This window comes from Thermus thermamylovorans (assembly GCF_004307015.1).
GTDB classification, from domain to species: Bacteria; Deinococcota; Deinococci; order Deinococcales; family Thermaceae; genus Thermus; species Thermus thermamylovorans.
This window is the reverse complement of sequence record NZ_SIJL01000019.1, coordinates 1-26,545: the sequence shown is the minus strand read 5'-3', so window position 1 is coordinate 26,545 and position 26,545 is coordinate 1. Positions and strand designations below refer to the sequence as shown.

General features: G+C 67.3%; 37 protein-coding genes. 6 read left to right on the top strand and 31 right to left on the bottom strand.

Going from position 1 to position 26,545, the window contains the following annotated elements; all coding sequences use genetic code 11:
• The first annotated feature begins 99 nt into the window (after window positions 1–99).
• Both ETP66_RS10560 and ETP66_RS10555 read left to right on the top strand, forming a co-directional pair.
• Complete coding sequence (locus ETP66_RS10560; RefSeq protein WP_236630313.1) at window positions 100–867, top strand: exodeoxyribonuclease VII large subunit; 768 nt, start codon at window positions 100–102, stop codon at window positions 865–867.
• A 19-nt stretch (window positions 868–886) separates the two neighbouring features.
• Entirely contained in the window at window positions 887–2,632 is a 1,746-nt protein-coding gene (locus tag ETP66_RS10555; protein WP_130842565.1) for an AlbA family DNA-binding domain-containing protein, read from the top strand.
• On the opposite strand, the gene ETP66_RS10550 is transcribed toward ETP66_RS10555, so the two are convergent.
• The 31 genes from ETP66_RS10550 to ETP66_RS10420 form a co-directional block, all read right to left on the bottom strand.
• Window positions 2,613–3,575, bottom strand: a complete 963-nt coding sequence (locus ETP66_RS10550) for a site-specific integrase (RefSeq protein ID WP_126177810.1) — start codon at window positions 3,573–3,575, stop codon at window positions 2,613–2,615. The genes ETP66_RS10555 and ETP66_RS10550 overlap by 20 nt on opposite strands.
• A 307-nt stretch (window positions 3,576–3,882) precedes the next feature.
• Window positions 3,883–5,796: a S8 family serine peptidase gene (locus tag ETP66_RS12470; protein WP_130842564.1), complete on the bottom strand. Its 1,914-nt coding sequence runs from the start codon at window positions 5,794–5,796 to the stop codon at window positions 3,883–3,885.
• On the bottom strand, window positions 5,768–6,013 hold the full coding sequence (locus ETP66_RS10540; RefSeq protein WP_014632265.1) for a hypothetical protein: 246 nt from the start codon (window positions 6,011–6,013) through the stop codon (window positions 5,768–5,770). The genes ETP66_RS12470 and ETP66_RS10540 overlap by 29 nt, the downstream gene beginning before the upstream one ends.
• The gene (locus ETP66_RS10535; protein ID WP_014632264.1) at window positions 6,014–6,418 is read right to left on the bottom strand and encodes a hypothetical protein; all 405 of its coding nucleotides are present in this window, start codon (window positions 6,416–6,418) and stop codon (window positions 6,014–6,016) included.
• On the bottom strand, window positions 6,396–6,602 hold the full coding sequence (locus ETP66_RS10530; protein ID WP_124105490.1) for a hypothetical protein: 207 nt from the start codon (window positions 6,600–6,602) through the stop codon (window positions 6,396–6,398). Before ETP66_RS10530 ends, ETP66_RS10535 begins: the two co-directional genes overlap by 23 nt.
• Complete coding sequence (locus tag ETP66_RS10525) at window positions 6,602–6,814, bottom strand: hypothetical protein (RefSeq protein ID WP_014632262.1); 213 nt, start codon at window positions 6,812–6,814, stop codon at window positions 6,602–6,604. Before ETP66_RS10525 ends, ETP66_RS10530 begins: the two co-directional genes overlap by 1 nt.
• Window positions 6,815–6,845: 31 nt before the next feature.
• Window positions 6,846–7,598, bottom strand: a complete 753-nt coding sequence (locus ETP66_RS10520) for a hypothetical protein (protein ID WP_130842567.1) — start codon at window positions 7,596–7,598, stop codon at window positions 6,846–6,848.
• Window positions 7,599–7,613: 15 nt separating this feature from the next.
• Window positions 7,614–9,452 carry a hypothetical protein gene (locus ETP66_RS10515; protein ID WP_130842563.1) on the bottom strand — a complete coding sequence of 613 codons (1,839 nt, stop codon included), beginning with the start codon at window positions 9,450–9,452 and terminating at the stop codon, window positions 7,614–7,616.
• 1 nt (window position 9,453) lies between these two features.
• On the bottom strand, window positions 9,454–11,307 hold the full coding sequence (locus tag ETP66_RS10510) for a hypothetical protein (protein WP_130842562.1): 1,854 nt from the start codon (window positions 11,305–11,307) through the stop codon (window positions 9,454–9,456).
• Window positions 11,294–11,437, bottom strand: coding sequence for a hypothetical protein (locus ETP66_RS12020; RefSeq protein ID WP_167817026.1), 144 nt, complete (start codon window positions 11,435–11,437; stop codon window positions 11,294–11,296). Before ETP66_RS12020 ends, ETP66_RS10510 begins: the two co-directional genes overlap by 14 nt.
• Before the next feature lie 10 nt (window positions 11,438–11,447).
• Window positions 11,448–12,647, bottom strand: coding sequence for a hypothetical protein (locus tag ETP66_RS10505; RefSeq protein ID WP_130842561.1), 1,200 nt, complete (start codon window positions 12,645–12,647; stop codon window positions 11,448–11,450).
• A gap of 25 nt (window positions 12,648–12,672) precedes the next feature.
• Window positions 12,673–13,035: a DUF6788 family protein gene (locus ETP66_RS10500; RefSeq protein WP_130842560.1), complete on the bottom strand. Its 363-nt coding sequence runs from the start codon at window positions 13,033–13,035 to the stop codon at window positions 12,673–12,675.
• Window positions 13,036–13,107: 72 nt separating this feature from the next.
• Complete coding sequence (locus ETP66_RS10495; protein WP_130842559.1) at window positions 13,108–13,695, bottom strand: hypothetical protein; 588 nt, start codon at window positions 13,693–13,695, stop codon at window positions 13,108–13,110.
• Window positions 13,696–13,706: 11 nt separating this feature from the next.
• On the bottom strand, window positions 13,707–14,327 hold the full coding sequence (locus ETP66_RS10490) for a DUF6710 family protein (protein WP_130842558.1): 621 nt from the start codon (window positions 14,325–14,327) through the stop codon (window positions 13,707–13,709).
• Between the two features lie 39 nt (window positions 14,328–14,366).
• Window positions 14,367–14,585 carry a hypothetical protein gene (locus ETP66_RS10485; protein WP_130842557.1) on the bottom strand — a complete coding sequence of 73 codons (219 nt, stop codon included), beginning with the start codon at window positions 14,583–14,585 and terminating at the stop codon, window positions 14,367–14,369.
• Window positions 14,586–14,587: 2 nt separating this feature from the next.
• Entirely contained in the window at window positions 14,588–14,812 is a 225-nt protein-coding gene (locus tag ETP66_RS10480) for a hypothetical protein (protein WP_126177623.1), read from the bottom strand.
• The gene (locus ETP66_RS10475; protein ID WP_126177624.1) at window positions 14,809–15,006 is read right to left on the bottom strand and encodes a hypothetical protein; all 198 of its coding nucleotides are present in this window, start codon (window positions 15,004–15,006) and stop codon (window positions 14,809–14,811) included. The genes ETP66_RS10480 and ETP66_RS10475 overlap by 4 nt, the downstream gene beginning before the upstream one ends.
• A gap of 139 nt (window positions 15,007–15,145) precedes the next feature.
• Window positions 15,146–15,886 (bottom strand): ATP-binding protein, encoded by a 741-nt coding sequence (locus ETP66_RS10470; RefSeq protein WP_130842556.1) that lies wholly within the window; start codon window positions 15,884–15,886, stop codon window positions 15,146–15,148.
• A 92-nt stretch (window positions 15,887–15,978) separates the two neighbouring features.
• Window positions 15,979–16,611: a hypothetical protein gene (locus ETP66_RS10465; RefSeq protein ID WP_130842555.1), complete on the bottom strand. Its 633-nt coding sequence runs from the start codon at window positions 16,609–16,611 to the stop codon at window positions 15,979–15,981.
• On the bottom strand, window positions 16,574–16,789 hold the full coding sequence (locus ETP66_RS10460; RefSeq protein ID WP_039457888.1) for a hypothetical protein: 216 nt from the start codon (window positions 16,787–16,789) through the stop codon (window positions 16,574–16,576). The genes ETP66_RS10465 and ETP66_RS10460 overlap by 38 nt, the downstream gene beginning before the upstream one ends.
• Window positions 16,786–17,115: a hypothetical protein gene (locus ETP66_RS10455; protein ID WP_130842554.1), complete on the bottom strand. Its 330-nt coding sequence runs from the start codon at window positions 17,113–17,115 to the stop codon at window positions 16,786–16,788. Before ETP66_RS10455 ends, ETP66_RS10460 begins: the two co-directional genes overlap by 4 nt.
• Before the next feature lie 2 nt (window positions 17,116–17,117).
• The gene (locus ETP66_RS10450) at window positions 17,118–17,369 is read right to left on the bottom strand and encodes a hypothetical protein (protein ID WP_130842553.1); all 252 of its coding nucleotides are present in this window, start codon (window positions 17,367–17,369) and stop codon (window positions 17,118–17,120) included.
• Window positions 17,370–17,417: 48 nt separating this feature from the next.
• The gene (locus tag ETP66_RS10445) at window positions 17,418–17,738 is read right to left on the bottom strand and encodes a hypothetical protein (RefSeq protein WP_093008337.1); all 321 of its coding nucleotides are present in this window, start codon (window positions 17,736–17,738) and stop codon (window positions 17,418–17,420) included.
• The gene (locus ETP66_RS12465; RefSeq protein WP_130842552.1) at window positions 17,674–18,741 is read right to left on the bottom strand and encodes a beta clamp domain-containing protein; all 1,068 of its coding nucleotides are present in this window, start codon (window positions 18,739–18,741) and stop codon (window positions 17,674–17,676) included. Before ETP66_RS12465 ends, ETP66_RS10445 begins: the two co-directional genes overlap by 65 nt.
• A 59-nt stretch (window positions 18,742–18,800) precedes the next feature.
• Complete coding sequence (locus tag ETP66_RS10435) at window positions 18,801–19,316, bottom strand: Rad52/Rad22 family DNA repair protein (RefSeq protein ID WP_014632228.1); 516 nt, start codon at window positions 19,314–19,316, stop codon at window positions 18,801–18,803.
• Between the two features lie 299 nt (window positions 19,317–19,615).
• Window positions 19,616–19,777: a hypothetical protein gene (locus ETP66_RS11945; RefSeq protein ID WP_161569079.1), complete on the bottom strand. Its 162-nt coding sequence runs from the start codon at window positions 19,775–19,777 to the stop codon at window positions 19,616–19,618.
• 37 nt (window positions 19,778–19,814) lie between these two features.
• Window positions 19,815–20,906 carry an IS4 family transposase gene (locus tag ETP66_RS10430; RefSeq protein WP_130842551.1) on the bottom strand — a complete coding sequence of 364 codons (1,092 nt, stop codon included), beginning with the start codon at window positions 20,904–20,906 and terminating at the stop codon, window positions 19,815–19,817.
• A gap of 122 nt (window positions 20,907–21,028) precedes the next feature.
• Window positions 21,029–21,214 (bottom strand): hypothetical protein, encoded by a 186-nt coding sequence (locus tag ETP66_RS10425; RefSeq protein ID WP_014511372.1) that lies wholly within the window; start codon window positions 21,212–21,214, stop codon window positions 21,029–21,031.
• A complete protein-coding gene (locus tag ETP66_RS12015; RefSeq protein WP_200883384.1) occupies window positions 21,208–21,357 on the bottom strand; it encodes a hypothetical protein in 150 nt (49 codons plus the stop codon). Before ETP66_RS12015 ends, ETP66_RS10425 begins: the two co-directional genes overlap by 7 nt.
• A complete protein-coding gene (locus ETP66_RS12010; protein ID WP_201738526.1) occupies window positions 21,354–21,521 on the bottom strand; it encodes a hypothetical protein in 168 nt (55 codons plus the stop codon). Before ETP66_RS12010 ends, ETP66_RS12015 begins: the two co-directional genes overlap by 4 nt.
• Before the next feature lie 59 nt (window positions 21,522–21,580).
• A complete protein-coding gene (locus ETP66_RS10420; RefSeq protein ID WP_038043746.1) occupies window positions 21,581–21,877 on the bottom strand; it encodes an SWIM zinc finger family protein in 297 nt (98 codons plus the stop codon).
• A gap of 164 nt (window positions 21,878–22,041) precedes the next feature.
• Here ETP66_RS10420 and ETP66_RS10415 point away from each other — a divergent pair, with 164 nt between their 5' ends.
• The 4 genes from ETP66_RS10415 (at window position 22,042) to ETP66_RS10405 (ending at window position 26,494) form a co-directional block, all read left to right on the top strand.
• Window positions 22,042–23,571 carry a hypothetical protein gene (locus tag ETP66_RS10415; protein WP_236630299.1) on the top strand — a complete coding sequence of 510 codons (1,530 nt, stop codon included), beginning with the start codon at window positions 22,042–22,044 and terminating at the stop codon, window positions 23,569–23,571.
• 202 nt (window positions 23,572–23,773) lie between these two features.
• Window positions 23,774–24,961 carry a radical SAM protein gene (locus ETP66_RS10410; RefSeq protein ID WP_236630317.1) on the top strand — a complete coding sequence of 396 codons (1,188 nt, stop codon included), beginning with the start codon at window positions 23,774–23,776 and terminating at the stop codon, window positions 24,959–24,961.
• Complete coding sequence (locus tag ETP66_RS12300) at window positions 24,958–25,305, top strand: SPASM domain-containing protein (RefSeq protein WP_330848627.1); 348 nt, start codon at window positions 24,958–24,960, stop codon at window positions 25,303–25,305. The genes ETP66_RS10410 and ETP66_RS12300 overlap by 4 nt, the downstream gene beginning before the upstream one ends.
• The gene (locus ETP66_RS10405; protein WP_003043751.1) at window positions 25,298–26,494 is read left to right on the top strand and encodes an MFS transporter; all 1,197 of its coding nucleotides are present in this window, start codon (window positions 25,298–25,300) and stop codon (window positions 26,492–26,494) included. Before ETP66_RS12300 ends, ETP66_RS10405 begins: the two co-directional genes overlap by 8 nt.
• The last annotated feature ends 51 nt before the right edge of the window (window positions 26,495–26,545 follow it).

The following is a 26,545-nucleotide window of genomic DNA, read 5'->3' as shown; positions in this document are numbered from 1 at the left end:
ACACATAACTCTTGACACGACCTGCCTTTGGGTGTCCCGTTGGAGGAGGCGCGCATATACACCCTTTCTGTAACCCCTGAGCTTTCCATGAATGGAGATATGCCTCGGATGGTTTTTCGGGTGGAAGCTCTGCAAGAGGAGGGGGACCTGACCCAAGCCCGCGAGGTGCGCCTTCCAAAGCGCACCATACCCAAGCGGGACGTCCGCGCCCTTCTTCTAGAACTCCTCCGCAAGGGGGAGATGCCCTCCATCGTTCTAGTGGTGGGGGAGACCGCCATTGTGGACAAGGACGTGGAAGCCCTCCTTCAAGGGGCCCGGGGGCGCTACCGCATGGACCAAAAGCGGGTGAACCTCCTGGACCCTTGGGGGGTGGCCAAAGTCCTGAAGGATCTCGGCCAGAGCGAATACCACCTGGTGGCTCTGGTGCGGGGCGGTGGGGAGGGCCTGGAGGCCCTGGACAGCCCAGAGGTCTGGGAAGCGGTGGCCACCTGCCCAAAACCCGTGGTGGTGGCCTTGGGCCACGCGGCCAACACCCTTTGGGTGGAGACCCTGGCCGATGAAGCCTTCCCTACGCCTTCCGCTTTTGGGAGCTTCTTGGGCGAGGTGGTGAAGATGGTAGAACGGGAGATGCGGGAGGCTAAGGAAAAGGCCACCCTGGCTGACTTGCTCCACAAGGCCCAAGACGAGAACAGAGCTCTTAGGCAAGAGGCAGACCGCCTCAAGGAGCAGCTGAGAAAGCTGGAAGGCGAGCCCGGAGTCCTATTCCAGGAGGTGGCCCGTTTGCGGCAGGCTCTCGGAGTGTGGCGTGCGGTCGCCCTAGGGGCTCTCCTCTTGACAGCTTTACTGCTGCTGAGTAGACTCCTTTGACATAAGGAGAACAAAAACTATGCAGGATACCTCTATTTCCACCGCACAGGAGGCCGGTGGCGAGATCTCGTTCAGGGATCGGGTGTTTCAGGAGGTTTTGCACTTATTGGGCCAAGGGGAGATGTCCAAGGTGGATTTCAAGCGAGAACCCACCGACATCGCCAAATTGGCCAAGGAGATTGCAGCGATCGCCAACACCGACGACCCCCAGGCCACTTACTACCAGGATTCGGACCTTCGCGACTTTGGTTTTGTCATCGTCGGGGCGGTGAACGGGGATATCACAGGCTACGACGACTGGAGAGAACACAACTGCCCACCAGAAGAGGAGGAAAAGGTCAAGGATTGCCTTATTCAGAGGCTCCAAAACTACATCTACCCCCTGCCTAACCTAGGTTTGTACCGCTTTGAACGCGAAGGCAAACCCTTCTGGGTTATTCTCATTTACCCTAGCTACGAACAGCCTCATGTAATGCTTAAAGACGGTCCTGATGTGCAAAAACACGCTGTTTATGTTCGTAAAGTCTCTACAAGCCAGCTCGCGGGGGCAGAAGACTACGCCAGATTTTTGCGCAAGGCCGTCAGAGGAGCGGTGGAGCCCCTGGAAAGTAAGCTTGCGGACCTTAAGAGGCGCCTCGAGGCCCTCGAGGGGTCCTGGAGCATTCTCCAAAAGCTTTTGATGCAGAAGGGACTAGAGAGCCTCTTTGCGGGCGAAGCCCCTTCTTCTGCGGAAATCCAGGGTGGTCTGTCCCATTTGGCGTTAAGTCCAGGAGGTTCCTTGGAGGAAGTCGCCCGGTCCATGCGTTTGTTCAAGATGGATCCCGTAGAAGAAGCCCTATTCCGTGAGGTGGCCCGTTTGCGGGAAGGGCTAACCAATCTGCCCTGGCATCTCTCTGGGGATCCAGGCGAATGGTGGCAGGTTCTCAAGCAGGTGGAAGAGCTGACCCAACCCCTTCTCCGGGGCCTTGGGGAGCTCATCGTTGCGGACCGCGAGGACAAGTACGCTCTCCTGGTGCAGCGGGCTTTGGAGAGCTTGGGTCGGGCTGCTATACCGCCTTACTTTGTTACCTCGTGGAGTTCTTCTGCTGAAGCCTTACGACTCTATCCCCTGCTCCTTTCGGTGCACCACTTGGGGATGCTGGCCCACTTCCATCGGAGGGCAGCGTACTTGAAGCTGATCTTGGATCTCGCTTTCCAGACAAGGGTGGAGCAGAATCCTAGGAATGTCCTGCCCTGGTTGAGAGATTACTTTTACACGCACACCTACGCATTCTTCGAGGCAAAATACGCAAGCTGGTGCGATCCCTTGGGGTGGCACCTCTATAACTTGCTCTTCGTGGATCCTGCCCTTACGTGGATTCACCTGCCTCCAGCGGTCAGAGAAGAGGCTGCACAGTACGCTTCTCCCTCCAGCCCGAGCGGTGCCTTGGCGATCTACATGGAAGGTGAGTTTGTCCTGGGCTTGCTTGCCCTGAAACCTCAGTTGGGAGCCCAAAGGGTACGTCCCCTCTACGGTCTTTACGCCTATGTTTTGCCCCTAGAGCGGATTAAATCCATAGAGTCCCTGCTGGCCAGACCCCCCGAGCACCTCTGCCAAATTCTCGATCTTTCTGGAAAGACCTTTGAGCCTTACTTGCGCGCATTGGCCGAAAACCTGGGTGGGTCTGCAAAGTGCTTTTCTGGGGCGAGTTATTTTAAAGGCCTTGCGGATCAGGCGGCCTCGGGCACTTTAGGGTCTTGTCCTCCTACCCCTCCCACCCCCTGAGCATCAAGCTCCGCATCCCCGTCCAGTAGGCCACCTTCTCCCTGGGGTAGCCTGCCTTCAGGTAGTTGCGTATGGCCCGCCACCTCAGGCGGTGGGCCAGGTCCGTGCGCCGCCCCTCCCGGGGCCCGTACCCGGCGAAGAGGGTGAACTCCTTCATGAGCCACTTGGCCCCCTCCAGGTCCAGGGGCCGCCCCTTGGCCTTGCGGGCGCTCGGGTTCAGGAGGAGGTTGGGGTAGGGGAGGGGCTGGTGGCTGGCCAGGTAGTCCCGCAAGGGGAGCCACCCCTCCAGCACCTCCTGGGCCAGGGGGGTGAGGGGCACCTCCCTTAGCCTTTCCCCCCGCACCAACAACGTCTTCCCCTGGAGATCATTCCTCCACAGGCCCACCGCCTCCTTCAGGGTGAGGCCCACCTCCCCCAAGAGGACCAGGAGGACCTTCAGGAGGGGCCGCCAGTGGGCGGGGGTGTACTCCTCCACCCGCCGCCAGAGGGCCTGCCACTCCTCCTCGGAGAGGGGAGAGGGCTCGTGGACCAGGGGCCCCAGCCTCGGGGGATACTCCACGTGGGGGGGCAGGGGATGCCCCGCCCAGTCCAGGAAGGGCCAGAGGTGGCGAAGCGCCCGCCGGGCCCGCTCCACGGTGAGCCAGGCGAGAGGCCCCCGGGGCCCGCCGGGGAAGCCCCGGTCCTTGGCCTCCAGGAGGAAGGCCCGGAGGTCCCCCGCCTCCAGATGGGGCCACCGCCGCCCCTGGAGGGCCAGCCAGCGGACGAAGCGGCCCACCTCCTCGGGGACCAGGCGGTCGGGCTTCTTGCGGTGGCGGACCAGGTAGGCCCAGACCGCCTCCTCCAGGGCCCGGTCGTCCCAGCGCTCCAGGGCCTCGCCCACGATCCTCTTCCTTTCCTCCGGGTAGTCCCAGGGTTCCAGGGGGAGGCCCAAACCTTCCGGCATCTTCCCCTCCATCTTACTCCCAACCCCCCTCCCGCACCAGGGGGTACGGGGCCGCACCTCCTCGCTGCGCTTCCTTCTTCCCTCCTTCTCCCCGCCCCCTTTCCCNCGGGGCCGCACCTCCTCGCTGCGCTTCCTTCTTCCCTCCTTCTCCCCGCCCCCTTTCCCCTCCCCACGCCACTCCCCACGCCACTCCCCACGCCACTCCTCGCACCTTGAAGGGGAAAAAGGGCCCTTTCCCCGTGCGTGGTGGTGGGGTGGTGGGTTGGGGGAGTTGCCCAAAAAAGTAAAGGAGGAAAAAAGAGTATCCTCAGCGCACCACCAGGACCAGGCCCCGGGCCGGGGCCACGGCCTCCGCCTCCCCCCGGGGCTCCTCCGGGTCCAGGGCCCCGTCCCCGTCCCGGTCCAGGAAGGCGAGGAGGCGGTAGGTTCCGGGGGAGAGGCCCTCGAGGCGGAAGGGCCCCCCTTCCGGGGGCAGGGCGAGGCTCCGGCAAGCGCCCCCCTCGGAGCAGGCGGAGAGCACCACCCGGGCGGGAAGGGCCTCCACCTGGACCTCCGCCGTGGCCCAGGCCCCACCCCCTTCCAGGCGCACCCGGTAGGTCCCGGGGGCCGTCCCCGTGGGCGCCCGCACCCGGAGGTAGGCCGTGCCCTGGGCGGGGTTCGGGGCGAGGTAGGCGGCAAGCCCCCCTTCCGCCGCCACCCGCACGGGGACCGGGTAGGGGCTTAGGACCTCCACGGGAAGGCTCCCCTCCTCCCCGGGCCTCAGGGCCAGGCGGCCCTCCACCCGCAAGGCCACCCCGCCCCCTTCCAGGGCCTTCAGGGCGGCGAAGGCGTCTAGAAGCCTCCCCTCCGGGGTGGACCTGCTCCCCGCGAGGAGGGCCCCCTCCAGGGCCTCAGGGGAGGCCGCCCCCCGGGAGCGAAGGAGGGCCAGGGCCGCCGAGACGTGGGGGGCCGCCTGGCTCGTCCCCTTGAGGAGGCGGTGTCCCCCCAGGGTGGGGCCCAGGACCCCGGAAGCCCCGTCCCCCCCGGGGGCGAGGAGGGGGGCGGAGCGGTTGGAGTAGGAGGCGAGCCTCCCGTCGGACCCCACCGCCCCCACGGTGAGGACCCCCCGGCAGTTCCCGGGGAAGTAGTCCCGGAAGTCCCGCCCGTAGTTCCCCGCCGCCGCCACCACCAGGACGCCCCGGGCCCTCACCTCGTCCAGGGCCTCCTGCAAAGCGGGGGAGCAGGGGCCTTCCCCGCTTAAGGAGAGGTTCACCACCTGGGCCGGGTGGGGGTTTGGGGGAAGCCCCGGCACGGGGATCCCCGCCGCCCACCGGAGGGCGAGGATCAGGTCGCTCTCCCGCCCCGTCCCCTCGGGGGTGAGGAGGCGGATGGGGAGGATGTGGGCCTGGGAGGCCCCCGCCATCCCCACCCCGTTCCAGGCCGCCGCCAGGACCCCGGAGACGTGGCTCCCGTGGAAGGTCTGGAGGGGGCTTCCCGTGCTGGGCTCCGTGGGGTCGGTGTCCCCGTCCACGAGGTCCAGCCCCGGAAGGAGGACGCCCTCGAGGTCGGGGTGGCCGGGGAGGACCCCGGTGTCCACCACCGCCACCACCACCCCCTCCCCCGTGGCCTCGGCCCAGGCCTCGGGGAAGCGGGCCAGGGGGAGGTTCCACTCCTCGGGGAAGAGGGGCTCGGCCTCGCCCCCCTGGGCCCGCACGGGGCGGTCGGGGAGGCCTTCCGTCCTTGAGGCCAGAGGCTGAAGCCCCTCCGCCCGGTACCAGCCCCCGCCCAGGGGCCTCCCGGAGCACCCCGTGGGGCAGTAGCGGAGGACGCCCGCCGCCTGGGGCGCGGCTTCCGCCTCCCCCACGTAGACCGCGCCCTCGAGGTAGAGATCCTGGGAGGAAGCGCTCTCCACCACCAGGCGGAAGGGGGCCTCCCGCCGCATCCCCCCGCCCTCGGCCACCACCCGGGCCTCCCAGGTCCCGACCTCCCGGGCGGGGATGGCGAGGGAGAGCTCCCTCTTACCCTCCACCTCCAGGGGAGGAGGGGTCATCCCTGGGGGAAGGCCCTCCACGAAGAGGCGGGCCCTGAGCCCCCTGGCCTCCACCCGCGCCGGGAGGGTGGCCGTCTCCCCCTCCCGAGCCCGCACCTTCTCCTGGCCCAGGGAGAGCCGGAGGAGGGGGGCCTCGAGGGCGCACCCCGTCAAAAGGAGCAGGCTAAAAAGGAGGCTCCAGGTCCTCCTCATCCAGGCCCACCTCCGCTACCCGCCGGGCGAAGGCCGCCTCGAGGGCCTCGTAGGCCTCCTCCAGGCTGGGGAAGTCCCCGAGGTCCTCCCGCTCCCCTCCGGGGCCCTCCCACCAGGCCCGGCACCGCCCCGTGGGCCACTCCTGGACCCACCCGTCCCCCATGGGCGTCTCGTAGACCCGCCGCTTCTGGCTTCCGTCAAACCGGAGAACCCGCATTTACTTCCCCCAAGCCACAGCGAAGTACCCCCGGAGAACCGCCACCACCTCCGGGCTTTCCACCACCACGAAGGCCGCCCCCTTGGGGGCCACGAAGAACCGTCCGTCCGCCAGGAGGAACCACCCGGCCATGGGCGTCCCCCCGAGGCGCACCACCTTCGCCCCCCGGGCCCAGGGAGGAGGCGCCTCCCGCCCCAGGACCAGGGTGAGGCGCTTCTCCTTCAGGGCCTCCCCCAGGGAGGCCGGGGGAAGCCCCACGGCCACCACCTCCTGGGTCCGGTTCGCCAGGAACCAGTAGAGCTCCCGCTCGGAGAGCTCCCGCACCTGGGGTAAGCCCTGGGCCAGGGCGGGGAGGAGGAGGGCGAGGGCGAAGAGAAGGGCCCTAGGGGATCCAGTACCCCTCATCGTCCTCGCGCTCCATGAGGAGGTCCAGCACTTCCCAGGGAACGAAGACGCCCTCTTCATCTTCCTCCTCCTCAAAGTCCTCCGCCTCCCGGTCCAGGCACTCCAGGCAGGCCGTCTCCAGCTCCCGGCCATCGGGGAGGCGGATCGTGATGCGCCCCGTTCCGCCGCACATGGGGCACGCCATCACGCCACCTCCGGCAACGGCACCCGGAACTCCGGGGCCCAGAAAAGCGCCTCCTCCCCCTCGGCGAGGAGAAAGGCCGCCTCAATCCCCCGCTGGTAGAGCCGCCACCCGAGCTCGGGATGGCGCACCAGGTAGTATTGCCCGGTACCGTCCACCTTCACCACGCTAGCCTCCTCCACGATCCGCCAGAACTCCGCGAGATCCGTCCGCATACGCCTTCTCCCGTGGGGCGAAGCCCCCAAGTCACTTCACCTCCTCCTGCCTCCTCGAGGCGCTCACCACGTAGCTCGTGGCTAGGCGCATCACCAGGGCCACTTTGTTGGAGACGGGGCCGTCCGGGGTGAGCCAGAGCCAGCGGTCCGGGGTGCTGTATCCGGGGGCGAAGAGGTAGCCCTTTCCCCCGGCCCAAAGGATGGGCAGACCCAGGATGACCCCGGAGAGCTCCGGGGCATCCCGCTCACCCCCCACGGCCACCACCTTGAGGAGGCCTTCCTTCACCGCCTCCTTCAGCTCCGCCTCCAGCTTTCTCGCCGTCTTCCCGTCCGTGACGATGTACGCTTTAGGAATCCGTATCCCTCCCGGCGGGCAGGTGTAGATGGGCACCCCCCCGTAGGAGATGTTCTGGCACCCCCCTCCGTGCAGGATGAGCCCGAGGTAGCGGGCCAAAGCCTCCACCCCGGCCCCCGAACCCACCACCATCACCTCCTGGCCCCGGGAAAGAGCGCCCTGAATCTCCCCCCAGGAGGCGGGGTAGAGCATGTCGTCCGGGAGGCCGCACATCTTGAGGGTGGTGCACAGGACGCACTTCGTCACCCGGTACACCCCCCGAAGGACCAGGGAGGGCTGGGAGAAGTCCAGCCGGGTGAGGCTACTGGGGTCGCACGAGAGCACCTGGCTGACCTTGTTCAGGTTGTTGCTGATCCCGCCCCAGTCCAGGTTGGAGAGCCAGTCAAACTGGGCGAGGGCGGGAACCAGAGCCACCGCAAAAAGAGCCATCCACCGCTTCACGCCTCACCTCCCGAGGAGGGGCCGATAGAGCGCCCTCAGGTCCAGGGCGTAGGCCGAAAGGTCCGAGACCAGGGTGTAGGGGGCTCCCCGCACCCCCGGCACCTCGTACCCCTCGGGCACGGAGACCCAGCGCCAATGCGTCCGCTCCAGGGCGAAGGGAAGCACATAGGGGGGCACCCCCAGGGGTTGCGCCGGGCCTTCCAGGGGAAGCGAGGGGTAGGCGATGACGCAAGGGGGGCAGTATTCCACCCGGATGTCGATGGTGAGGGGCACGTGCCAGTAGACCACCAGGCGGAAGAGCTGGCTCCAGGCCCACCCCATCCAGTTCCCCAGGTTCACCTGGGAGAGGTCCACATTGCGGATGTCGGGGACCGTGGTCACCTCCAGGAAGCTCGTGCCCTGGAAGAAGGTGGCGTAGCCAAAGGCCTCGTAGACGGGGAGGGAGGAAGGGGGGAGCCACCGCTTGGCCTCCTCAAACTTCCAGAGGCCCGGGGCTTCCTTCGCCTTCAGGGGCTCATCCTGGGGCTTCCCCCCGGTGAGCTTTTCCACCTCCCCCTTGGCCTTCACCACCTCGTCCAGGGTCATGAGGGCCGTGGCCGCGCACGAGACCACCCGGTCCAGGTCCCCCGCGCACCCCTTGAGGGCGGGGATCGCCCCGGTGAGGGCCCTCAAGGGGGCGTTCACCAGGTTCTCCAGGTTCCCCTTCAGGGTGTCCACCCCTGGAAGGCCCAGGAAGGCCCGGGAGTCAAAGAGGGTCTTGGCCGAGCGGTAGAAGTGCACGTAGAGGTACGCCTTCTCCACCTCCGTCCCCGCCCGGTCGATGAGCCCCTTGTAGGTGTTCCAGATGGCCTGCACCTGGTCCCAGAGGGCGGTGAGGTCCGTGGGGAAGAGCTGGGTGTAGACCGGGGCCACCACGCTCCCCGCCCCAAGGAGGTGGCCCTGCCAGGGCACGGGGAGGTAGGCCTTGGGGCTCCCCAGGCTCCGGAAGTCCCTGGGGAGGAGGGAGAGGAGGTCCTGGGGGGTGGAAGGCCTCGGGGTGAGGAGGATCTGGGAGACCTCCTTCAGGTAATCGGCGTAGTAGTCCGTGAGGGCCTTCTGCATCGCCCGCTCCACCCGGGCGTTCGCCTCCGCCTCGTTGAACCAGAAGGGCCGGGAGGGATAGCCCGGGGTGCGGAAGACCTCGTACCCCTGGACCAGGACCTTGAACCCCGGGATATACATGAGGGGCAGGATCTGCATCCCGAGGCCGTCGCAGAACTCCTTCGGGTCCACCTGGGGCACGGGGAGGTACTTGTCCAGCTTGTGGAGCCCCGCCGAGGCCCACTTCCCCAGGTCCAGGGGGGTGGAGCGGGTGGCGGCCTGAAGGAAGGCCGTGTCCACCCCCTCGGAGGGCACCATGAGCTTGAACTCGGGGAGAGGAGGATTTAGCTCCGGCCCCTTCACCCCGGCGAGGCAGTAGGCGAACCAGAAGGCGGGGTTGTTGAGCTCGGTGATGACCCTCCAGTAGTAGCGCTCCTCAAAGCGTTGCCACGCCTTCCTCAGGTCCCGCGCCACCTCCCGGGTGGCCTCGAGGCTGGAGAGGGGGAGGTAGAACTCGTGGCTCTGGGCCTCGGCCCAGGGAAGCCTCCCGGAGCAGTCCTGACCCTGGGTGGGGTCGCACCTTCCCTTCTGGTAGTCCCGGAAGCGGTCCTTCCTCAACACCTCCAGGTAGGGCCACTTCCCCTTCAGGACCTGCTCCAAGCGGTAGTCCGGGGCGGAGAGCAGGTACTTGGTCCAGTCCTCGTAGGTAGGCCCCTGGGCCAGGGCCAGGGAGAAGAGGAAGAGCGCCCAAACCCACCGCATCTCACAACCCCCTTTCCGCGCACCAGTCCCTGAGGGGCTTGAACCACACCTTGGCCTCCTCCCGCCCCGTCCCGGCGAGGGGGTTCCCCTGGGGCGAGATGGAGCGGGTGATGTAGCTCACGTAGGGGTCGCCCTCGGCCACCTCCAGGTCCTTCCCCGTGGGGAGGAGGTAGCCCTCGAGGCCGGGGACCCGGTACCGCTTCCCCTCCGCCGTCACGTATCCCCCGGGCTCCACGGGGCGGTCGTTGTCGCTGGCGTAGTACCAGGTCTCCTGCCACCCCTTGAGGGACACATAGACGCTGTACCCCTTGACCTCGTACTGGGGCACCAGGGGGTAGACGGTCCCCGTCACGTGGCGGTAGCGCCACCAAGCGCCGATGGCCCCGCTTCCCCGGTATCGCCCCTGGTCGTCCTTGTATTTGCAGGCGTAGATGTTCGTAAGCTCCACCCGCTTCGTCCAGGAGCAGTCGTAGGCGGTGAAGTATTCGTACTTACCCTTCACCCACACGCCAAACCGGAGCCCGTTGATCTCGTTGGCCCAAACCCCGGTGTCAAAGGAAGCTCCCGCGTTCTGGTCCAGTTCGTACCCCACGAGCTCCTTGTTCGCCACCACCTGGGCCGTCCCCCTATCTCGCCCGGCGGTGTCCCGCACGGTGTAGGGACTGGACCCGTCGGGGAAGCCGTCCAGGTAGAAGGACTCCTCCCCCCGGCCCGCGTCCCGGGAGAAGACCCCGTCCCAGGAGGCCTCCTGGTCAAGGGTGAAGGAGAGGTTGGCCCAGGACGAAAGGGTCCACTCCTTGAACTCCACCCGGGCCTTCAGGTTCGCCTGAGAGATGTACCCCCACACCAGAGCCCGGGCCTCGGGAAGCCCCTCCTGAGTGGGAGAGAGGGGCGTGGTGAAGGAGAGGTAGTCCGTCTCCTGCCAGTCCGGGCGGTCCACCAGGTAGCGCCCCGCCATCACCGCCCCCTTCTGGGTGTCCCCGGAGGGCGGGTAGATGACGGCGAAGGACTGCTCCTTGGCGAGGCTTTCCCGGGGCATCACGTGGAAGCGGGAGTCGTTCCGGTAGAGGGAGCAGTAGCTCCTCGCCGTCCCCTCCGGGACCACGAAGCGCTCCCGCCCTCCGTTTCGCGCCCGGAACTCCTGGGCCAGGGTCTGGGTCCACACGGAGACCTCGGGGACGAAGAACCAGAGGGTGCTCCCCCGGGGCTGGCGGGCGTAGAAGCTTCTCAGGTCGGCCATGGAGGAGAGGATGCTCTTTTTCACCACGTCCCGGTCCGCCGGGGAGATCCCCGAGAGGATGGACCCCTGGACCGAAGGGGGCCGGTAGGACTCCATCCCGGGATAGCGGTACCGCTCCCTGGCGCTTCCCCCGGGAGGCCTCACGGAAAGCCACCCCCCCGCCTCCAGGGGCACCGGGTTGTCCGGGGAGGGCATCCAGGTCTTGGCCCCCTGGAGGGGCCAGACGGCGTACTGCACCTGGTGGTAGGAGGGGCGGCCTAGGAAGTCGTAGACCGTGCTCACCGAGGCCCGCCCCCGGAGGCGGTTCTGGGAGTCGTAGAGGTTGAAGACCGCCTGGTTGTAGGGAGTGTTCGGGGCGTACCCCGAAAGGGTGAAGTGGTCGCACCCGGAGACGCAGAGGTAGAGCCTCCCGTTCCACCAAAGGCTCTGGTTCATGGAGCCCTGCACCGGGTTGGCCCCGCTCTCCACCAAAAACTCCACCACCACCCTGTACCCCTCCCGGGCGTTCCCCTGGAGCGTCCCCCGCACCTCCGTGGAGGGACGGGGGCCGTCCAGGAGGCCCACCTGGGCCAGGGCGAGGGTGGAGAGGAGAAGGAGAGGGCTAAGCCTTCTCACGCCGCACCCCCAAAGCGTCCACGAGGTCCAGCACGAAGGCCCACCCTACGCCCAAGAGGAACCACCCCGGCCCGTAGGTGTGGGCCAGGACCAGTCCGAAACCCGCGCCGAGAGCGTACCGCCACCACATCCAGCACCTCCTACGGGTACTGCCTCCCCCTCTGAAACATGGGGTCAATCATGAGGAGGGTCTTCAGGGTGGGCACCAGGCCCGTGGGGGTCTCCGCCAGGGCCAGGCACCGCCTCCCCTCCGGGGTGTCCTTGTAGGTCTGGCACCCCTGGAGGACCTGGTTCCGCTCGTCCTCAGGCACCGCCCCGTACTCGGGGTCCGAGGGGTCGTAGTACTTCCGGGGGATGAGGCGGTCCAGGAGGAGGTAGTCGTGCCGAAACCCCTTGACCATGAGGAAGGTCTTGATCTCCACCTTGGGGCCGATGTCCGCGCCCCGGGCGTTCTGCTGGCCGAAGCAGAAGGTGATGAACCCCCCGCAAAGCCTCCCGGTGTAGAGGAGGCCGTAGAGGATGCTGGGGACGTCCGTGAGGACCTTGATCTCCCCCGCCGGGTCCGCCCTCTTACAGATCCCGAGCAGGCCGCATTCGTAGAAGTACCCCCGGGCCACCTGAGCGAGGGCGCTCCGCACGGGCTCCGGGACCTCCTTGGCGTAGGCGTAGGCGAGCATGGAGGCCCCCGCCTGCTTGTGGTCCTCCACCAGACGGTGGGCGAACTCCTGGAGGACCTGGTCGTAGGAGAGCTCCCGCTCCCAGGTGAGGTAGGCCGCCCCCCGCCCCGAGGTGGAGATCGTCCCGCTCAGGGGCACCCAGTAGCCCCGGAGGAGGGTGCAGGCGTAGTAGGGAGACCCCGGCGCGCCCCCAGAGGTGGTCACCGTGGTCGTCTGCTCTTCACCCTGGGAGTCCCGGTACTTGCAGGACCAGTCCTCCCGCCACTCCTTCCAGTAGACGAAGGCCTCCGCCGTGAAGTGGTGGAAGCCGTTGTCCCGGAAGGAGAGGCTTCGGGTGGACACCTGAACCTCGGGGCACCCCTGGACCGGGTTGGGGGAGAGGAGGGTGTAAATGGGGTTCCACGGCTCCACGTTTCCGAGGGCGAGTTCGCTCCTCGTCCACCGAATGCGCACCCAGGCCGTGGTGGAAGGGGAGGAGGTCCAGGCCCGCACGGTGAAGGAGCCGGGGGAGGCCAGGGCGGTGGGGGAGACGGTGAGGTAGACCTGGGGCCTCCCCACGGGAAGTTCCGGGTAGTTAGGAGGGGTGTAGCTCACCGAGCAGGTGGTGCCCTGGGCGAGGGCGAGGCCCAGGAAGGAGAGAAGTGGCAACATGATGCGGCGCATAATACCGCATTATAGCAATGTGTGCTTAGCTAAGGGCCCGCTCCGCCTCCGCCAGGCGCTCCAGGAGGGCTTCCCGCCGCCTTAGAAGGGCCCGGTAGCGGGCCAGGGCCTCCAGGAACTCCCGGGGCCGGACGAAGCCCTCGGGCGGTTGCCACCCCTTGCCCAGGTACTTCCACCGCCACCGGCCCCCTTTCTTCACCTTGAGGTAAGGGTAGGGCCCGTGGGGGCACTTCCGGCAACGCTCCTTCCCGCACCTGACCCGCCGCCAGTAGATGGGGAGGGGGGAGAGGGCCTCCAGGGCCTTGCGCTCCTCCTCCAGGCGGGCCTCGAGGTCGGCGAGCTCCGCCTCTAAGCGGGCGAGGGCCTTGGCGAGGGCTTCCGAGGGCATCTTAGCTACACACTCCCCTGAAGTTTACCTGCCTTGTAGCTAAGACAGGAAGGGACCGGGACTGCCCCGGCCTCAGTACCACGACACCTTCCAGTAGGCTTCCCGCCTGCCGTACACCCAAGCGGCGTGCTCCGGGGTGGGTGGCTCGGCGTAGACCAGGTTCCATCCGGGGGAGAGCTCCAGGTCGTACTGGACCTGCCTCCCCCCGCACGCCTGGAGGCCCTTCTTCACCACCCCCTCTCCCGTGTAGACCAGGGCCCAGTATTCCTCGGCGGGGTAGGGGTAGGGGAGGGCCCGGGGAAGGAGGACCAGGCGGGCCTCGAGGCCGTCGGGGTAGAAGAGCCCGCCCCTGACCTCGTTCCGCCCGTTCCACCAGGCCACCTGGACCTGGGTGCCCGTGCACCAGGGGTCCGTGTCCAGGTAGGGGTCGGGGGTGGGGACGAGGCCCCGGAGGGAGAGGTAGACCCGCCCGTCCACCACGGGCGCCTCCCGGGTGAGCACCCTGAGGGTGCCCTGGAAGGGCGTCCCGTTCCAGGCGGTGATCCGCATCCTGAGCTCCTCGGCGTTCAAGAGCTGGTACTCCCCCTCCGTCCCCGCCCCGGGGAGCTCCCCACAGGCGGCGAGGAGGGGGAGGAGGGCGAGAAGAAGCCAGAACCGCATCTTCGCACCTCCTAAAGGCAGATCCCGTGCCTGTGAAGCACCTCTCCGAGGGCGAGGAGCATGGCGTGGTTCACCTCGGGGATGGGCTTCGCCAGGCTTCCGAGGACGGCGTGGGGCACCTCTTCCCCGTTGAAGAGGCCTTTGCGCCGCCACTCGATCCTGAGGCCCGCTTCGTAGAGGGGCCCCAGGTCCACCTCCTTCGCCTGTAGCTGTCCCTCGCGCTTGAGGACGCCCACCGCCCCGGAGTGGAGGCCGTTGTAGAAGAAGACCACCCCGAGGGGCAGGTAGCGGTAGGCGTAGTGGTTGATCCGGTCATAGCTCCAGGGCTCGGGAGCAAGCCAAGAGAGCACGTGCTCCATCCTCTCCTCGCTCCAGGGGAAGGAGATGGCCGTGTCCTCGGCGAGGTCCACGTTCACATGGTTTCCCAGAGCGGGTCTCGCCTGGAGCTCCTGCAGGACCTCCAGGGGGATCACCTTCTCCAGGAAGGGTTGCGCCTTCCTCCCGATGGTCCACCCCAGCATCGCCTCGGCGAGCAGGGGCAGGCTCGCCTGGCGCACCAGGAGCTTGAGGGCCCCCGTGTCGCCCTTCTGCGCCAGCCTTTCCGCCATCTGCAGGATCGCTTTTGCGTTCATCCTCACCTCCCACTATGCCCCGAAGGGCCTTTCACCGCCTTACACGCGGGCCTCGAGGGCGTAGAGGACCACCCCCTTCCGGCCCAGGACCTCGTACCACACGCTCCAGCCGTCCGTCCGCATCTCCCGGGCGAGCCGCACCATCCGCCCCTCCCAGGGCACCATGGGCCAGGGGCGGTCGGAGAGGCCGGAGTAGTGGGGCTCGCCCAGGAAGCGTAGCCGCTCTTCTGCCTGCTTGAGGACTCGCGCGAACTCCATACCTATCTTTCCTTCGTGTAGCTAAGACAGAGGGCCTCGAGGTCCTCCCGCCGCTCGTACCGGAACCTCCGAGGGTGGGTGGGGTCGTAGATCTGCTCCTCTACCCGGGCCACCCTCTTGCCGGGGAAGAAGCCCAGGTGGTGCCGGAGGTCCCGCTCCAGGCGTTCCTCCACGAGGTCGAAGCTCGTGGTGGTGCCGTCCGCGAAGCGGATGACCACCCGCCTCATCCTTCCTCCCTCCCCAAGACCTCCAGGTAGAGGCCCTGCCGCTTCGCTTCGAGGTAGGCCCCCGAGCGGTAGGTCCTCGCCCACCGCCCCCGGGCCAGGGCCTCGAGGAAGGCTTCGTAGGCCTTCCAGTCGGGGAAGCGCCGCTCCCGCCGCACGAGCTTGCCGTTTTTTAAGATGATAAGCACCGCTTTCATGCTTTCCTTGCCTCCTACCCCCTCCCGTGGGGCCGCTAGGCCCCCGGGCCCTGAGAGGGCTTGGGGAGGGCGCTTTTGAGGCCTTCTCCCTTCCTATTTGCGCGAAAGAAAGCTTTCGCGCATGCCCTCCACCCCTCCCCTAGCCCGCCTTCCGCCTCCGGTCCGGCCCCCGCACCTCCACGGCCCGCCCCACCCGGGAGAGAAGGGCCTCGGCGTTCTCCCCAAGCCGCCTCGCCGCTTCCTCGGGGGGGTAGTTGGAGGTGAGGAGAAGGTCCAGGCTTTTCCGGTGGGCCGCCTCCACCAGGCCGAAGAGGACCTCGGCGGCGAAGGGGGTGAGCCGGGCCTTGCCCAGGTCGTCCAGGACCAGGACGTCCACCTGGTCCAGAAGCCTCGGGGCCTCGGGGTCTTGGGCCTCGAGGCGGGCCCGCTCGTAGAACTCCCACTCGGAGAGGAAGAGGGCCCGCTTCCCCTCCTGGGCCTTGCCCCAGGCCGCCCGCACCGCCAGGTGGGTCTTGCCCGTTCCCGGGGGGCCGAAGAGGTAGAGCACGCCCCCTTCCCTCTGCCACCCCACCACGGCCTCGAGGACCTCCCGCCTCCCCTCCCAGGGCCTCTCCAGGTAGCCCCGGTAGGCGGGGGGGAGGCTTTCCCGGTAGACCCGGCTCCAATACCACCGCCGCCAGACCCTCCCCACCTCGGCCAGGTACCTCTCCGGCTCCCGGTAGGCGCACTCGCAATCGTGCTCGATGCGGTGGGGGGCCCGGAAATCGTACCCCCGGAGGGCGGGCGCCCCGCACAGAGGGCAAGGGGGAAGCCCCGGGTCGTGCTCCACCCCCCGCGCCTTCAAGGTCTTCAGGATTTCCTCCACCTTGCTCCGGTCCACTCCCTCGCCTCCTTTTCCCGAAAACCCCGTCTAGAAGCCTCCTTGACACACTTGTGCCACCGGTTGTGCCACCACTTGTGCCTGCAAAGCTTCTAGAAGAGCAGGACCTCTCCCCGCTCCTCGTCCGGTGAGGGTCTGGCTTTGGCGAGGAGCTTCTTGGCGTAGGGGAAGGGCTCCCGGGCGTGCTTGGCCGCCTCCCGTAGGGCCTCCTCCACCGCCTCCGCCCCGAGGGTCTTGGCCCAGGCCCTGACCTCGGGGAGCCAGAGGATGAGGGCGCTGGCCCGCCGCCCCTCGGGGTAGGCCAGGGCCGCCTCCGCCGCCCGGAGGAGCACCCCAGGGTGGGAGGCGGCCAGGGGCTGGGCCTCCTTGGGAAGGCGCTTCCCCACCTGGAGGAGGAGCCCCCGCACGTGGGGGTTGGCCTCCGCCAGGGCCTGGACGGGGCTCGGCTCCTTCCTCTTGCTCCGCTTGGCCTTGGGCTCGGCGGGAGCCTGGCGCTCGGCGGGCGGGGCCTTCTCCAGGCTGAGCCGGGCCACCCCGTCCTCCACCACCAGGGCCCCCGCCCTCTCCAGGGCGGGGATGACCCGCTCCAAAAGGTAGCGGAGGGTCCGGGGCCGCTCGGCGAGCTCGAGGGCCAGGGCCTTCAGGTCCTTCGGCCCCTCGTAGTAGAGGACGAGGAGGACCCGCTCCCTAAGCCCCATCCACGGGAAGAGCTCCCTTGGGGCCATCCTCTTCCTCCACCAGAAGCCCCTTGATGAGGAGGGTGTCCTTGAGCTCCAGGAGGGAGATGTGGGCGGCCACCAGGAAGGCCTCCACCGCCTTTTCGTCCCTCTCCTCCAGGGCCCGGAGGGCGGCGAGGAGCTCCACCTCCAGCTGGACCAAGGCGAGGGTCAGGGCCCGGCTCACAACCGCACCCCCTCCGAGACCAGGCGCACGAGGAGGCCCACCTCCTCCGTGTAGGCCCGGGCGATCTCCAACTCCGCCTTGGCCCTCTGGTAGCGCTCCTCGGCCTCGGCCAAGGCCCGGTAGAGCTCGGCGTAGAGGGCGCGGGCCTTGGCCTCCCGCTCCTCGGCGTTCTTGCCCTGGACCTCCCCGGAGAGGAGGCCTTGGGCGATGCGGGCCTCCAGGGCCTCCTTCGCCTGGGCCCGCTCCAGGGTGGCCTCGAGGGCCTCCTCCAGGGCCTTCCGGTACCGCCCGAATGCCTGCCTCACCTCGTTCTCAAGCTCAAGCATGCTCACCTCCACCGCTCGCGCACCACGTCATTCACCACCACCTGGGTCACGAACTGGTCCTCGGAGAGGAGGTCGTTCAGGATGGTCTTCGCCAGTTCCTTCACGTCCCCCTCCGCCTCCAGGACCACGCTCCCGATGGGCGTGTGGAGCTCCACCACCACCCGGCCCGCCTCGGGGTAGGGGGTGCACTCCAGGCCGTGGGCCTCCAGGACCTTGAACCGCTTCTCGCCCTTGTAGCGGATCAGTACCCGCATCTTCACCTCCCTCCTTTTCCCGGGGGGGGCTTTAGCCCCCCCAAGCCCTCACGCCGCCAGAAGCTCCGGGAAGAGGGGCACCCTCGGGTCCCCCCTCGCCCCCTCCTCCGCCGCCTCCCTCCACCCGGGGGGAAGGGGGAGGGGGAGGACGGTCGTGGCGAGGTAGGGGTCCTTTCGTAGCCGGGCGAGGACGAGCGCCTCCGCCTTCCTCCCCTCTCTGCCCGAGAGGAGCTCCTGGAGGAGGCGGCTCCCCAGGAAGGGAAGGCCGAAGAAGGCCTCTTCCAGGAGCCCCCGGACTACCCGGTTAGCCCTGGCCTCCGGTGTTTTGGGGAGGCAGGAGTCCGGCGATGAGGGCGTAGAAGCGCCCATCCCTCACCTCCACCAGGGGCGCCCTGGGGCCGGGGTAGAGGGCGAGGTCGGCCTCCTCCCCCTCCACCTCCTCCAGGGCCTCCTTCAGGAAGCGCCCGTCCACCGTCACCTCGCCGTCCCCTTCCCCGGGCAGGACCTCCTCGGAGACGGGGGCCCAGGCCTCGTCCAGGGCCTGCACCCGCACCTCGCCCCCGCCCGCCTGGAGGCGCACGGGGTGGTTCTGGGGGGCGGCCACCACCAGGGCCCGCTTCAGCGCCTCGAGGAGGTTCTTCCTTTCCGCCCCGATCCGGCCCACGGGGGGCACCTGGGGAAGGACGCCCCGGTAGGGAGGAAAGCCTCCGTCCGCGAGGGGCAGGCCCGCCCGCCCGTCCCGGGCCACGGCCACCAGGGCCCTCCCGTCCCAGGCCAGGCGGAAGGACACCTCCCCCTCCAGGCCCTTCAGGGCCTCCTCCGCCTGCGCCGGGAGGGGATAGGCCCCTTCCCGGAAGACCTCGGCCCTCACGGTGTAGAGGTGCAGGCGGTACCCGTCCGTGGCCGCCACCCGCACCCGGGGCTCCTCCACCTCCACCAGGACCTTGGCCTGGTAGCTGGTGAGGCGCCTGCCCAGGGCGAGGGCGCTCCTCAGGGCCTTCAGGAAGTCTTCCCCGGCTCGGAAGATCTCCTCCCCCTCCTCCTCCAGGACGGCCAGGGAGAAGGGAGGAGCGGTGTGGAGCTCCGCCCGGAGGGGGCCTCCCCGCACCAGGAGCCGCCCCTCCAGGAGGGCCACCTCCACCTCCCCCTCCACCTCCTCCAGGAGCCCCAGGAGGGGCCTGCGGGGGAGGGCCACGGGGGGGAAGCTTCCCTCCCCCACCCGGGCCTCCACCTCCACCCCGCCGGGGCCCGTGGACCACACCCTCGCCCCGTCAAAGCTCACGTAGTCCGGGCCGTACCGGGGAGGGGTCAAGCGCTTCAGCGCCTCCTTGAGCCTCGAGGCTTCTACCTTGGTCCTCTCTGCCGTGAGCATCCTCCACCTCCAAAGGGAGACCGAGGGGTGGGCCCTCCCACCCCCCGGCCCTCCCTCGCCTACCGCTTCACCGTCTCCCCGTTGGCGTTGAGCCGCACCACCTCAGGGAGGGGCTTCCCCGCCGCCACCGCGTCCGGGAGGCCCTTCAACCTCTCCAGGACCTTGAAGGGGATGTAGCGGTGCTCCCCTTCAATCACCACCCGGGGGTAGCGGTAGAGCTCCCTGCCGATGCCCCACGCCACCGCCGCCCGCTTGAGCGCCCCGGAGATGCCCCCCTTGAAGGGCTCCATGTCCGTGGCCCCGGAGCCGTCCTGCTTCTCTACCCACTCCCCGGTCTCGGGGTTCTTGATGGCGATGCTGGCGATGACCCCGTGCTCGTCCCCCACCTGGGCCGGGGTGTAGCGCACCTGCCACCCGAAGGGCCCGAAGGCCTCATCCAGGCGGGCCATCACCGCCCGGGCGTCGATGAAGGGGGCGATGGTGGTCTGCCCGTTCTTGGTGCTGATCACCTTCCACTCGATCTCCTCCGCCGTGAGGGGCCGGGTGAGCCTGGCAATCGCTTCCGCTACCGTCATCCTTCACCTCCTTCGCTTCCTTCCGGGGGGGCTTTGGCCCCCCAAGCCCTTCGTCCGTCTTAGCTACACGGGAGGGGGAGGAGGGGGTGGGTGTGTAGCTAAGACAACCCCCTCCTTCCCCGGGCTTCCTACCTCGGCCCTTTCAGGGGGCCTCCTCCCTGTAGATCAGGTAGAGGGCGAGGGCCACGGTCAGGGCCAGGGCTTCCACGGCGAGGACGGCGAAGTCCAGGACAGCCAGGACGACTTGAAGGACTTCCATAGGCCTCTCCGTCTGGGGGGGCTTCAGCCCCCCAGGCCCTCTACTTCTGCCGGAGGGGGATCATCCTCTTTTTGAAGATGAGCTCCACCATCAAGGCCTCGAGGGCCCCCCTGGCCTCCTCCGGCGTGGGGAAGTCCACCCGCACCGCGCCGTGGTCCAGGAGAAAGACCAGGGCGCTCCCCTCGAGGCGCACCTCCACCACCCGCTCCAGGTTCAGGAGCTTGCTCTGGCTCTTCAGGCTATGTACACGTCAAAACCTCCATAGGGCATAACCCCAAGGGACTTCCGCGCCTTCCTCCCCCTGCACCCCAGAGGGCAAGCGCCCAAAGGGTGAGCAGGTCCAGCCCCGCCCGGAAGAGGCTCTGTCCCAGCCTCCCGTGCTTCTTGGGCCTCACCGGACGCACCCGGTGCAGCACAAGCCCCGTCCGAAACGCCCACACGAAGGCCAGGCTCAAGGGGACCAAAAGCCGCGAAAGCCTCTCCCCCCGCGTCACGTGCGTGGCCTCCAGGTCAAATCCCCGCCCCTTCAGGGCCCCAAAGAGCCGCTCTATCCCCCACCTGAGCCCGTACACCTCCAGCACCCGGTGAGGGTCCAGGTCCGTAGCCACAATCAGCCACTCCCGGACCCCAAGGCGCAACCCCACCACCCACATGCGCCGCCCGTAGACCCAGTACCGCCGCCTGGGCACCCGGCTCTCTCCCACCTTCAGGGAGGCAAAGAGCTCCCAGGCCCGAGGGCCCGAGCCCAACCGCCACATCCGGGTGTTGGCCTTGATTAGGATGCACCGGGGGATGCCCTTCTCCTCCAGGTACCGGAACCACGCCTCCCCTATGAACTCCCGATCCGCCAGGAACCCCTCCACCCGGAGGTGGGGGAAGTGGGCCCTCAGGAAAGCCAAGGCCCTCTCCATCAGGGCGATGCGTTCGGGGGTGGAGGAGTTGCCGTCGTGGGGAAGGAAGCTCCAGAACAGGGGGACGGCCAGGCCTTGGTACAGGAAGGCCAGCATCAGGAGGTTGACCTTGCTCTTCCCCAGCTCCCACTCGGTCCGGTCCATGACCAGGAGGAGCCCTTGGGGTCGGAGGAGGGCGAAGATGAAGCGGGCATAGCCCTCCCCGTCCAGCCCCGGCCAGGCCAAGAACCGCTGGAACCTTCGGTAGGCGGAGCGGGGGTCAGGGCTGGCTATGGAGCCGAGGGAAAGAGCGAGTCTGGGGCCGCTTGTGGTGCGGGCGGTGACCAGAGCCATCACCAGGGCGGCCAGGAAGGTGAGGCGCCTGAGGTCGGCCTTCCAGTATCGCTTCAAGGCGTTGATGAGTGGGGTAAGCTGTTCCATGGGGACCACCTCCTATGGGTACCTGCCCATCCACGTGGGCGCAGGTCCATCCTAAAGGGGTGGTCCCACGTTTTGACGTGTACTGAGCTCTTCAGGTACAAAAACACCGCTCCACCTCCCGCTCATTCCCGTGGGGCCTCTGCCCCCTGGCTCTCCTCCCCAAAGAGGTCCCGGAGCCACCGGTAGCGCTCGGGGTCTTCCTCTCCGGGCCTGGCCACGAGGCCCGTCTCCTCGAGGAGCCCCACCAGGAGAACGAGGGCGAGGAAGGGGCCCACCAGAAGGCCGAGGAGCAGAAGGAGCTCTACCACGGCCTCCTCCCCTTCAGGGCTCGCCTCGCCCGCCGTTCCCGCCGCTCCCGGGGGAAGGCCCCGGGGTGGAAGGGCGCCCGGAAGGACCGATCTTTGCGGATGGCCTCGAGGGCCAGGGCCTGAAGCTTGGCGCGAAGGCTCATGCCGCCCTCCTCAAGCGGGCGAAGACGAAGGCCCCTTGGGCGAGGAGCAGGACCGGGACGCCCCAGGCCAGGGGCGAAGGGGCCCCCTCCTGCCACCGGAAGAGGAGCCACAGGGCGGCCAGAACGTTCCCCCAACCCGCCAAGTGCCCGACAAGCCTCCACATGCTTCCCTCCAAACGAAGACGAGGGGCGGGTCTTCCCCGCCCCCCTGCCCTTCTTCCGCCTAGGCCACCGGGCGCTCCGCCGCCCGCGTCTCCACCTGAGCCCTCCGCTTCTCCCGGAGCCAGAGGGAGAGGACCACGGCCACCTGGTGCTTGCAGGGCCGGGTCTTCCCCTGGGCGTAGGCCGGGCAGGTGCAGGTCTCGGCCTCGAGGTCCACGAGGTAGCGCTTCCTCGGCTGGCTCTCGCTCTCCACCACGAAGAGCCCCTCCATCCCCGCCACGGGGTGGACCTTCCCGAGGAGCGCCTTGGCCTTCTCCAGCTTGCCCAGGGTCTGGAAGAGCCTTTCCTTTAGAGGCATCGTCTACCTCCTTCGCCGCTTCCCGTGGGGCCGCTAGGCCCCCAGGCCCTCGGTCTTAGACACATGAGAGGGGTCAAAGAGGGAATGCAGTCAAGACACCACCGAGGAAGGCCCAGGGTGCCCACCGCAGGGCCAGGTGGACGGCAAACGAGTAGACTGGCCCCATGGAACCCCACCCCCTCCGCCTCCTGGAGGAGGGCAGGGACCGGGAGGCGGAAGCCCTCCTCCAAACCCCCCAAGAAGGCCTCCTGGAGGCCGAGCGCCTGGCCCTCCTGGGCTTTCTTGAGGGGCGGAAGGGGGACCTTCGGGCCTACCGCACCCTGGCCCTGGAGGCCGCCCGAAGGGCCCAGACCCCCTTCACCCTCTACCACCTGGGCCTGGCCCTACCCCCAAAGGCGGGGGCCCTGGCCCTGGAGGAGGCCCTCCGCCGCTTCCGGGGGGACGCCAAGGGGGAGGCTCGGCTCCACCTGGCCCTGGCCGTGGCCCTGGAGCGCCTGGGCCGGCCCGAGGCCCTGGCCCACGCCGCCCTCGCCCGCCTCAAGGACCCCTCCCCTTGGACCATCCTCCACCACCTGCGCCTGGAGCTCTTCTTCGGCACCAAGCCTCTCCCGGAGGTCCTGGAAGAGGCCGAACCCTTCCTGCCCCACCCCTTCCCCGGGGTGCGGATGCTGGCGGGGCACACCCTGGCCCTTACTCACCTCTTCCGGGGAAGCCCAAGGCGGGCCAAAAACCTCCTCCGGGGCCTCCTCCCCCTCCTGGAGCCGCTAAGCCTTGCGAACTTCCTCGTCCTTGGGGCCCTGGCCCTGGACCCCCCCGAGGTCCGGCTCCTCCTGGAAGGGGCTAAGGCCTTCCTCCCCCGGGAGGGCTGGCCCTGGGGCTTCTACCTCCTCGCCCGGGGGCTTGGGGAGGGGGATGAGGCCTGCCTCCTCGCCGCCCATGGCCTTTTGCGGGAGGACGGGGCCCCCTACGCCCTCCTGGCCGAGGCCCGCCTAAAGGCCCTCGGGGTGGAGGTGGAAACCCCCCTGGCCCCGGGGCTTGCCCCCGGCCTGCGCCCGGAGGCCCGGGCCCTCCTTTTGGGAGAGGCCGAAACCCCCCTCCTTCGCTTCCTCGGGAGAGGCCCCCTCCCCTCCCTGGGCCCCAGGGGCACCGAGGCCCTGGCCCTCCTCCTCGCCCGCGAGGCAGGCCTGTCGGGAGAGGCCCTGGGGGAGGCGCTTTACGGGGAGCCCAACCCGGGGGCCCTGAAGGCCCTCCTCCACCGCCTGCGGGAGAAGGGCTTCCGCATCGCCTGTTCCCCTTACCGCCTGGAAAACCCTCCCCCATCGGACCTCAGGGCCTTCCTCAGAGCCCTCTCCCGGGGGAATCTGGAGGAGGCCCTGGCCCTCTACCAAGGCCCCCTCCTTCCCTGGAGCCAGGCCCCGGGGGTGGAGGAACTCCGCCTGGAGCTGGAGGAGGCCCTGAGGCAGGCGGTGTTGGCCCAAGGGGACACGGAGAACCTCTTCCTCCTGGCCGAGCGCCTGAAAGAGGACCTGGAGGTCTGGGAGGCCCTCCTGGAGAGGCTATCCCCCGAGGATCCCCGCTACCCCATCGCCCGGGCCCGGGTGGAGCGGCTTCGCCGGGAGTACGGGGTGCGAACCGGGAGGGAAGCAGTCGGGACTCCAGCAGGCCAGGGAAGGGGCGGGACCAGGGCCTCTTAGAAGGGCCAGGAGAAGCCATCCCACGAGGAGAACCCAAGGCCACCTGTGCCTCATGCTTCCAGGGTGCCAAGGGGGAGGTTACGCGGGGAGTCCAAGGTTACGCGAGGTTACGCAGGGGCCATCGTTGGGAAGAGCTTCCACGTAACCTGGACGTAACCTCCCCCCTGCTACCCTGGGGCTAACCCGTAAGGGGGTGGAAGAAATGCACGAGAGGGGTTTACAACTTCCAAAGGTCGTAGGCCAGCAGCATGATTTCCTGATGGTTGCCATTGATACAGGCAATTTTATATTGGCTTACGAGGAGGACCTCGAAGAAGGATTAGGCTCGGAATACGAAAGGCTTTGGGTCGAAGACGTGCCCCTTGTCCTTGCCAGCGACGCTAGCGTTGTCCTACGCAGAGAGCGGTTCGGGGGAATACTCTACGGCTTTAAGAGGGGCATTTTTCTCAATCAGGAAGCCTTCGACCTTGTTAGATCCTTTGTAGTTGCTACTAGGCCATCGCTGGCCCTCAAGCAAGTTCTCAAAGAAGGAGGCTTAAGTGAAATTACCAAGGGATTTGTAGAGGCAGCGGGGCATTTAATCCTTTACTTGATTGCCGAGGGATACCTTCGCCCTTCTCAAGAAGGGCTGGAATCTAAAGCTTTGTTCCTAGACGATCAACACTTCTCCGATGACCGGTACTATAGGCCTCTATCCATGGAAATCGAGCTCACGAATAGGTGCTATAGGCGTTGTGCATACTGTGCATACGAATCCGGCCCTGAACCCAAAATACCTCTTCGGGAAGAGCTGACTTTCGATGAGTGGGGATATATCTTGGATTCCATAAGAAAGGAAGGGGTCTTCTACCTTGAATTCACAGGAGGTGATCCACTGAGTAGGCCAGATGGATTGGAGATCATCCGCCTAGCGGACGAGCTAGGGTTTAGCGTTCAAGTTAACACCGACTTGTCCGTGTTGCGAGATAGCGACTTAGATAAGATTGCGTCCACAAAAAATCTGAACTTCGTGGGTACCACTTTAGACGGATCTAGTCCGGATAGCCACGATTTGCTTCGGGGTAAGGGGGGATTTAAGACTACCTTGCGGCAGATAAGTCTCATTGCCAAAGCCGGTATCCCTCTGGCTGTCTTCACGGTAGTTCACAAGAAGAACTACACTGAGATTAGAAAGATAGGTGAAATCGCAACACAAAACAACGCTATGTATGGGATTGCGCCCATGTATCCCGCAGGGCGCGGGGCAAGCTTGAATCATCTCGTTCTTAGCCAGGAAGAGTGGGACTTCGCTGTAGGGGAATACATGGACATGGTTAGATTAGGTGCGATTAAGCCCCACCAAAGGCTGTGGTATAAGCTTTCTAGAGAACTNGGTGGTGGCGTGAGGTGAGTACGCAGGTGAATATCCGAAAAGGGGGTAGAGAACTTAGATCGGAAAACCCGGCCCGCGATCAGATATGGCTTACCTCTAGGGGTAATCGTGCTCTTCGCGTAGATCCGAGGGGTAATGTCTACGTTTCTGCCAAATTGCGTGAGTGGCGGCCCAGGTATTCGTTCTTCGGCAACCTTCTAACGAGCACTTTAGCCGACATTTGGGAGAATTCGCCTCTACTGCAAGAGCTACGGAAAATACCTGTTCAACCGAACTTCTTTGATGCCGTGGACATTCGGACTATCCCCAATTACACCAGCGAAATCCCTCTAGCTGATGGCTCAGCGTCCCAGCATGGCTAAGGATTTAACTCCGCCCTCGGGTACCTTCTCCTTCTTCCTCCTCGCCTTCCTTCTAACCCTGACCGGCCAGGGCCTGGTGGTGGCGGGCCTATGGCGGTTCCTGGAAGCGGGAGCCTCGGGGCTACAAACTTCGGTCCTCACCCTGGTTCAAGCCTTAGCGAGCATCCTGACCCCCTTTCTCCTCCAATCCTGGCTTGAGACCAGGCCCCAAATGGTGCTCCGCCTCCTCGCCTTTGGCCTTGGGGTAGCGGCCCTCCTCGCCCTGGGAAGCCCTGGCCTTAGCACCTTTCTTCTCCTTTACGCCGCCTTGCTCGCCCTCTTCCTCTTCCTTACGGCTGCTCTGGCCATCTACGGCGTTTTACTGGGAAGCGCCCTGCCCCGCCTCTTCCCTAAGGAGGCCCTGTCCCAGGCCAACGCCCGCTGGGAAATGGCCAATACCTTGGGCCTGGTCCTGGCCCCCCTCATAGGGGGCTTTGCCGTGGACCGCCTGGGGCCCTACGCCCTTCCCCTCTTCGCCCTTCCTCTGGGGGTGGCCCTGGTCCTCCTCCTGGGCCTGAAGGCCCCTCCTCCCCTAGGCCCTTCCGAAGGGAGGCGGAAGGCCTTTGGGGGTGTACCCTTGGGTGTTCTCCTCCCCGTTGCTCTACCTGCCCTTCTCCCTGCCCTGGCCCTCACGGGGGGCGGGGTCCTCACCGCTCTTCTCTTCCACGACCTCAAGCGGCCCGAGGGGCTAGGTATCGCCTGGGCGGGCTTTAGCCTGGGGGGCTTCCTTGTGGCCCAGGCCCTTACCCGCGTCTCCCTCCCCCCGGTCCTTGGCCTCCTCGGGGGGCTTGGCCTCCTGGGCCTGGGCAACCTGGGGAACGGCCTCCTCCCTTACCCCCACCTCCTCCTCGGGTCTTTGGTCTCGGGGGCGGGGGTTTCCGTGGCCCGGATCGCCTTCCGGACCTTCCTCCAGCGGCTTGCCCCCCCGGAGACCCTGGTGGGCCTCTTTGCCTACGTCAACGTCCTCACCCAGACGGCCCGGGTCCTGGGCTCCCCCTTGGGCGGGGGGCTTGGGGACCTCCTGGGGCCCAGGGGGGCCTTCGTGGCCTTTGGGAGCGTTTTCCTCCTGGCCTCCCTTCTCTTTCCCCCTCTCCTCCGCCTCTCCCAAAGGGTTCTCTCCCCTCGTGGTGACGCCGAGGGGCGTGGGTGAGGCCCTCCTGGGCTCCACGGGCGGTATTCCCCTGCTACCCTGGGGCTAACC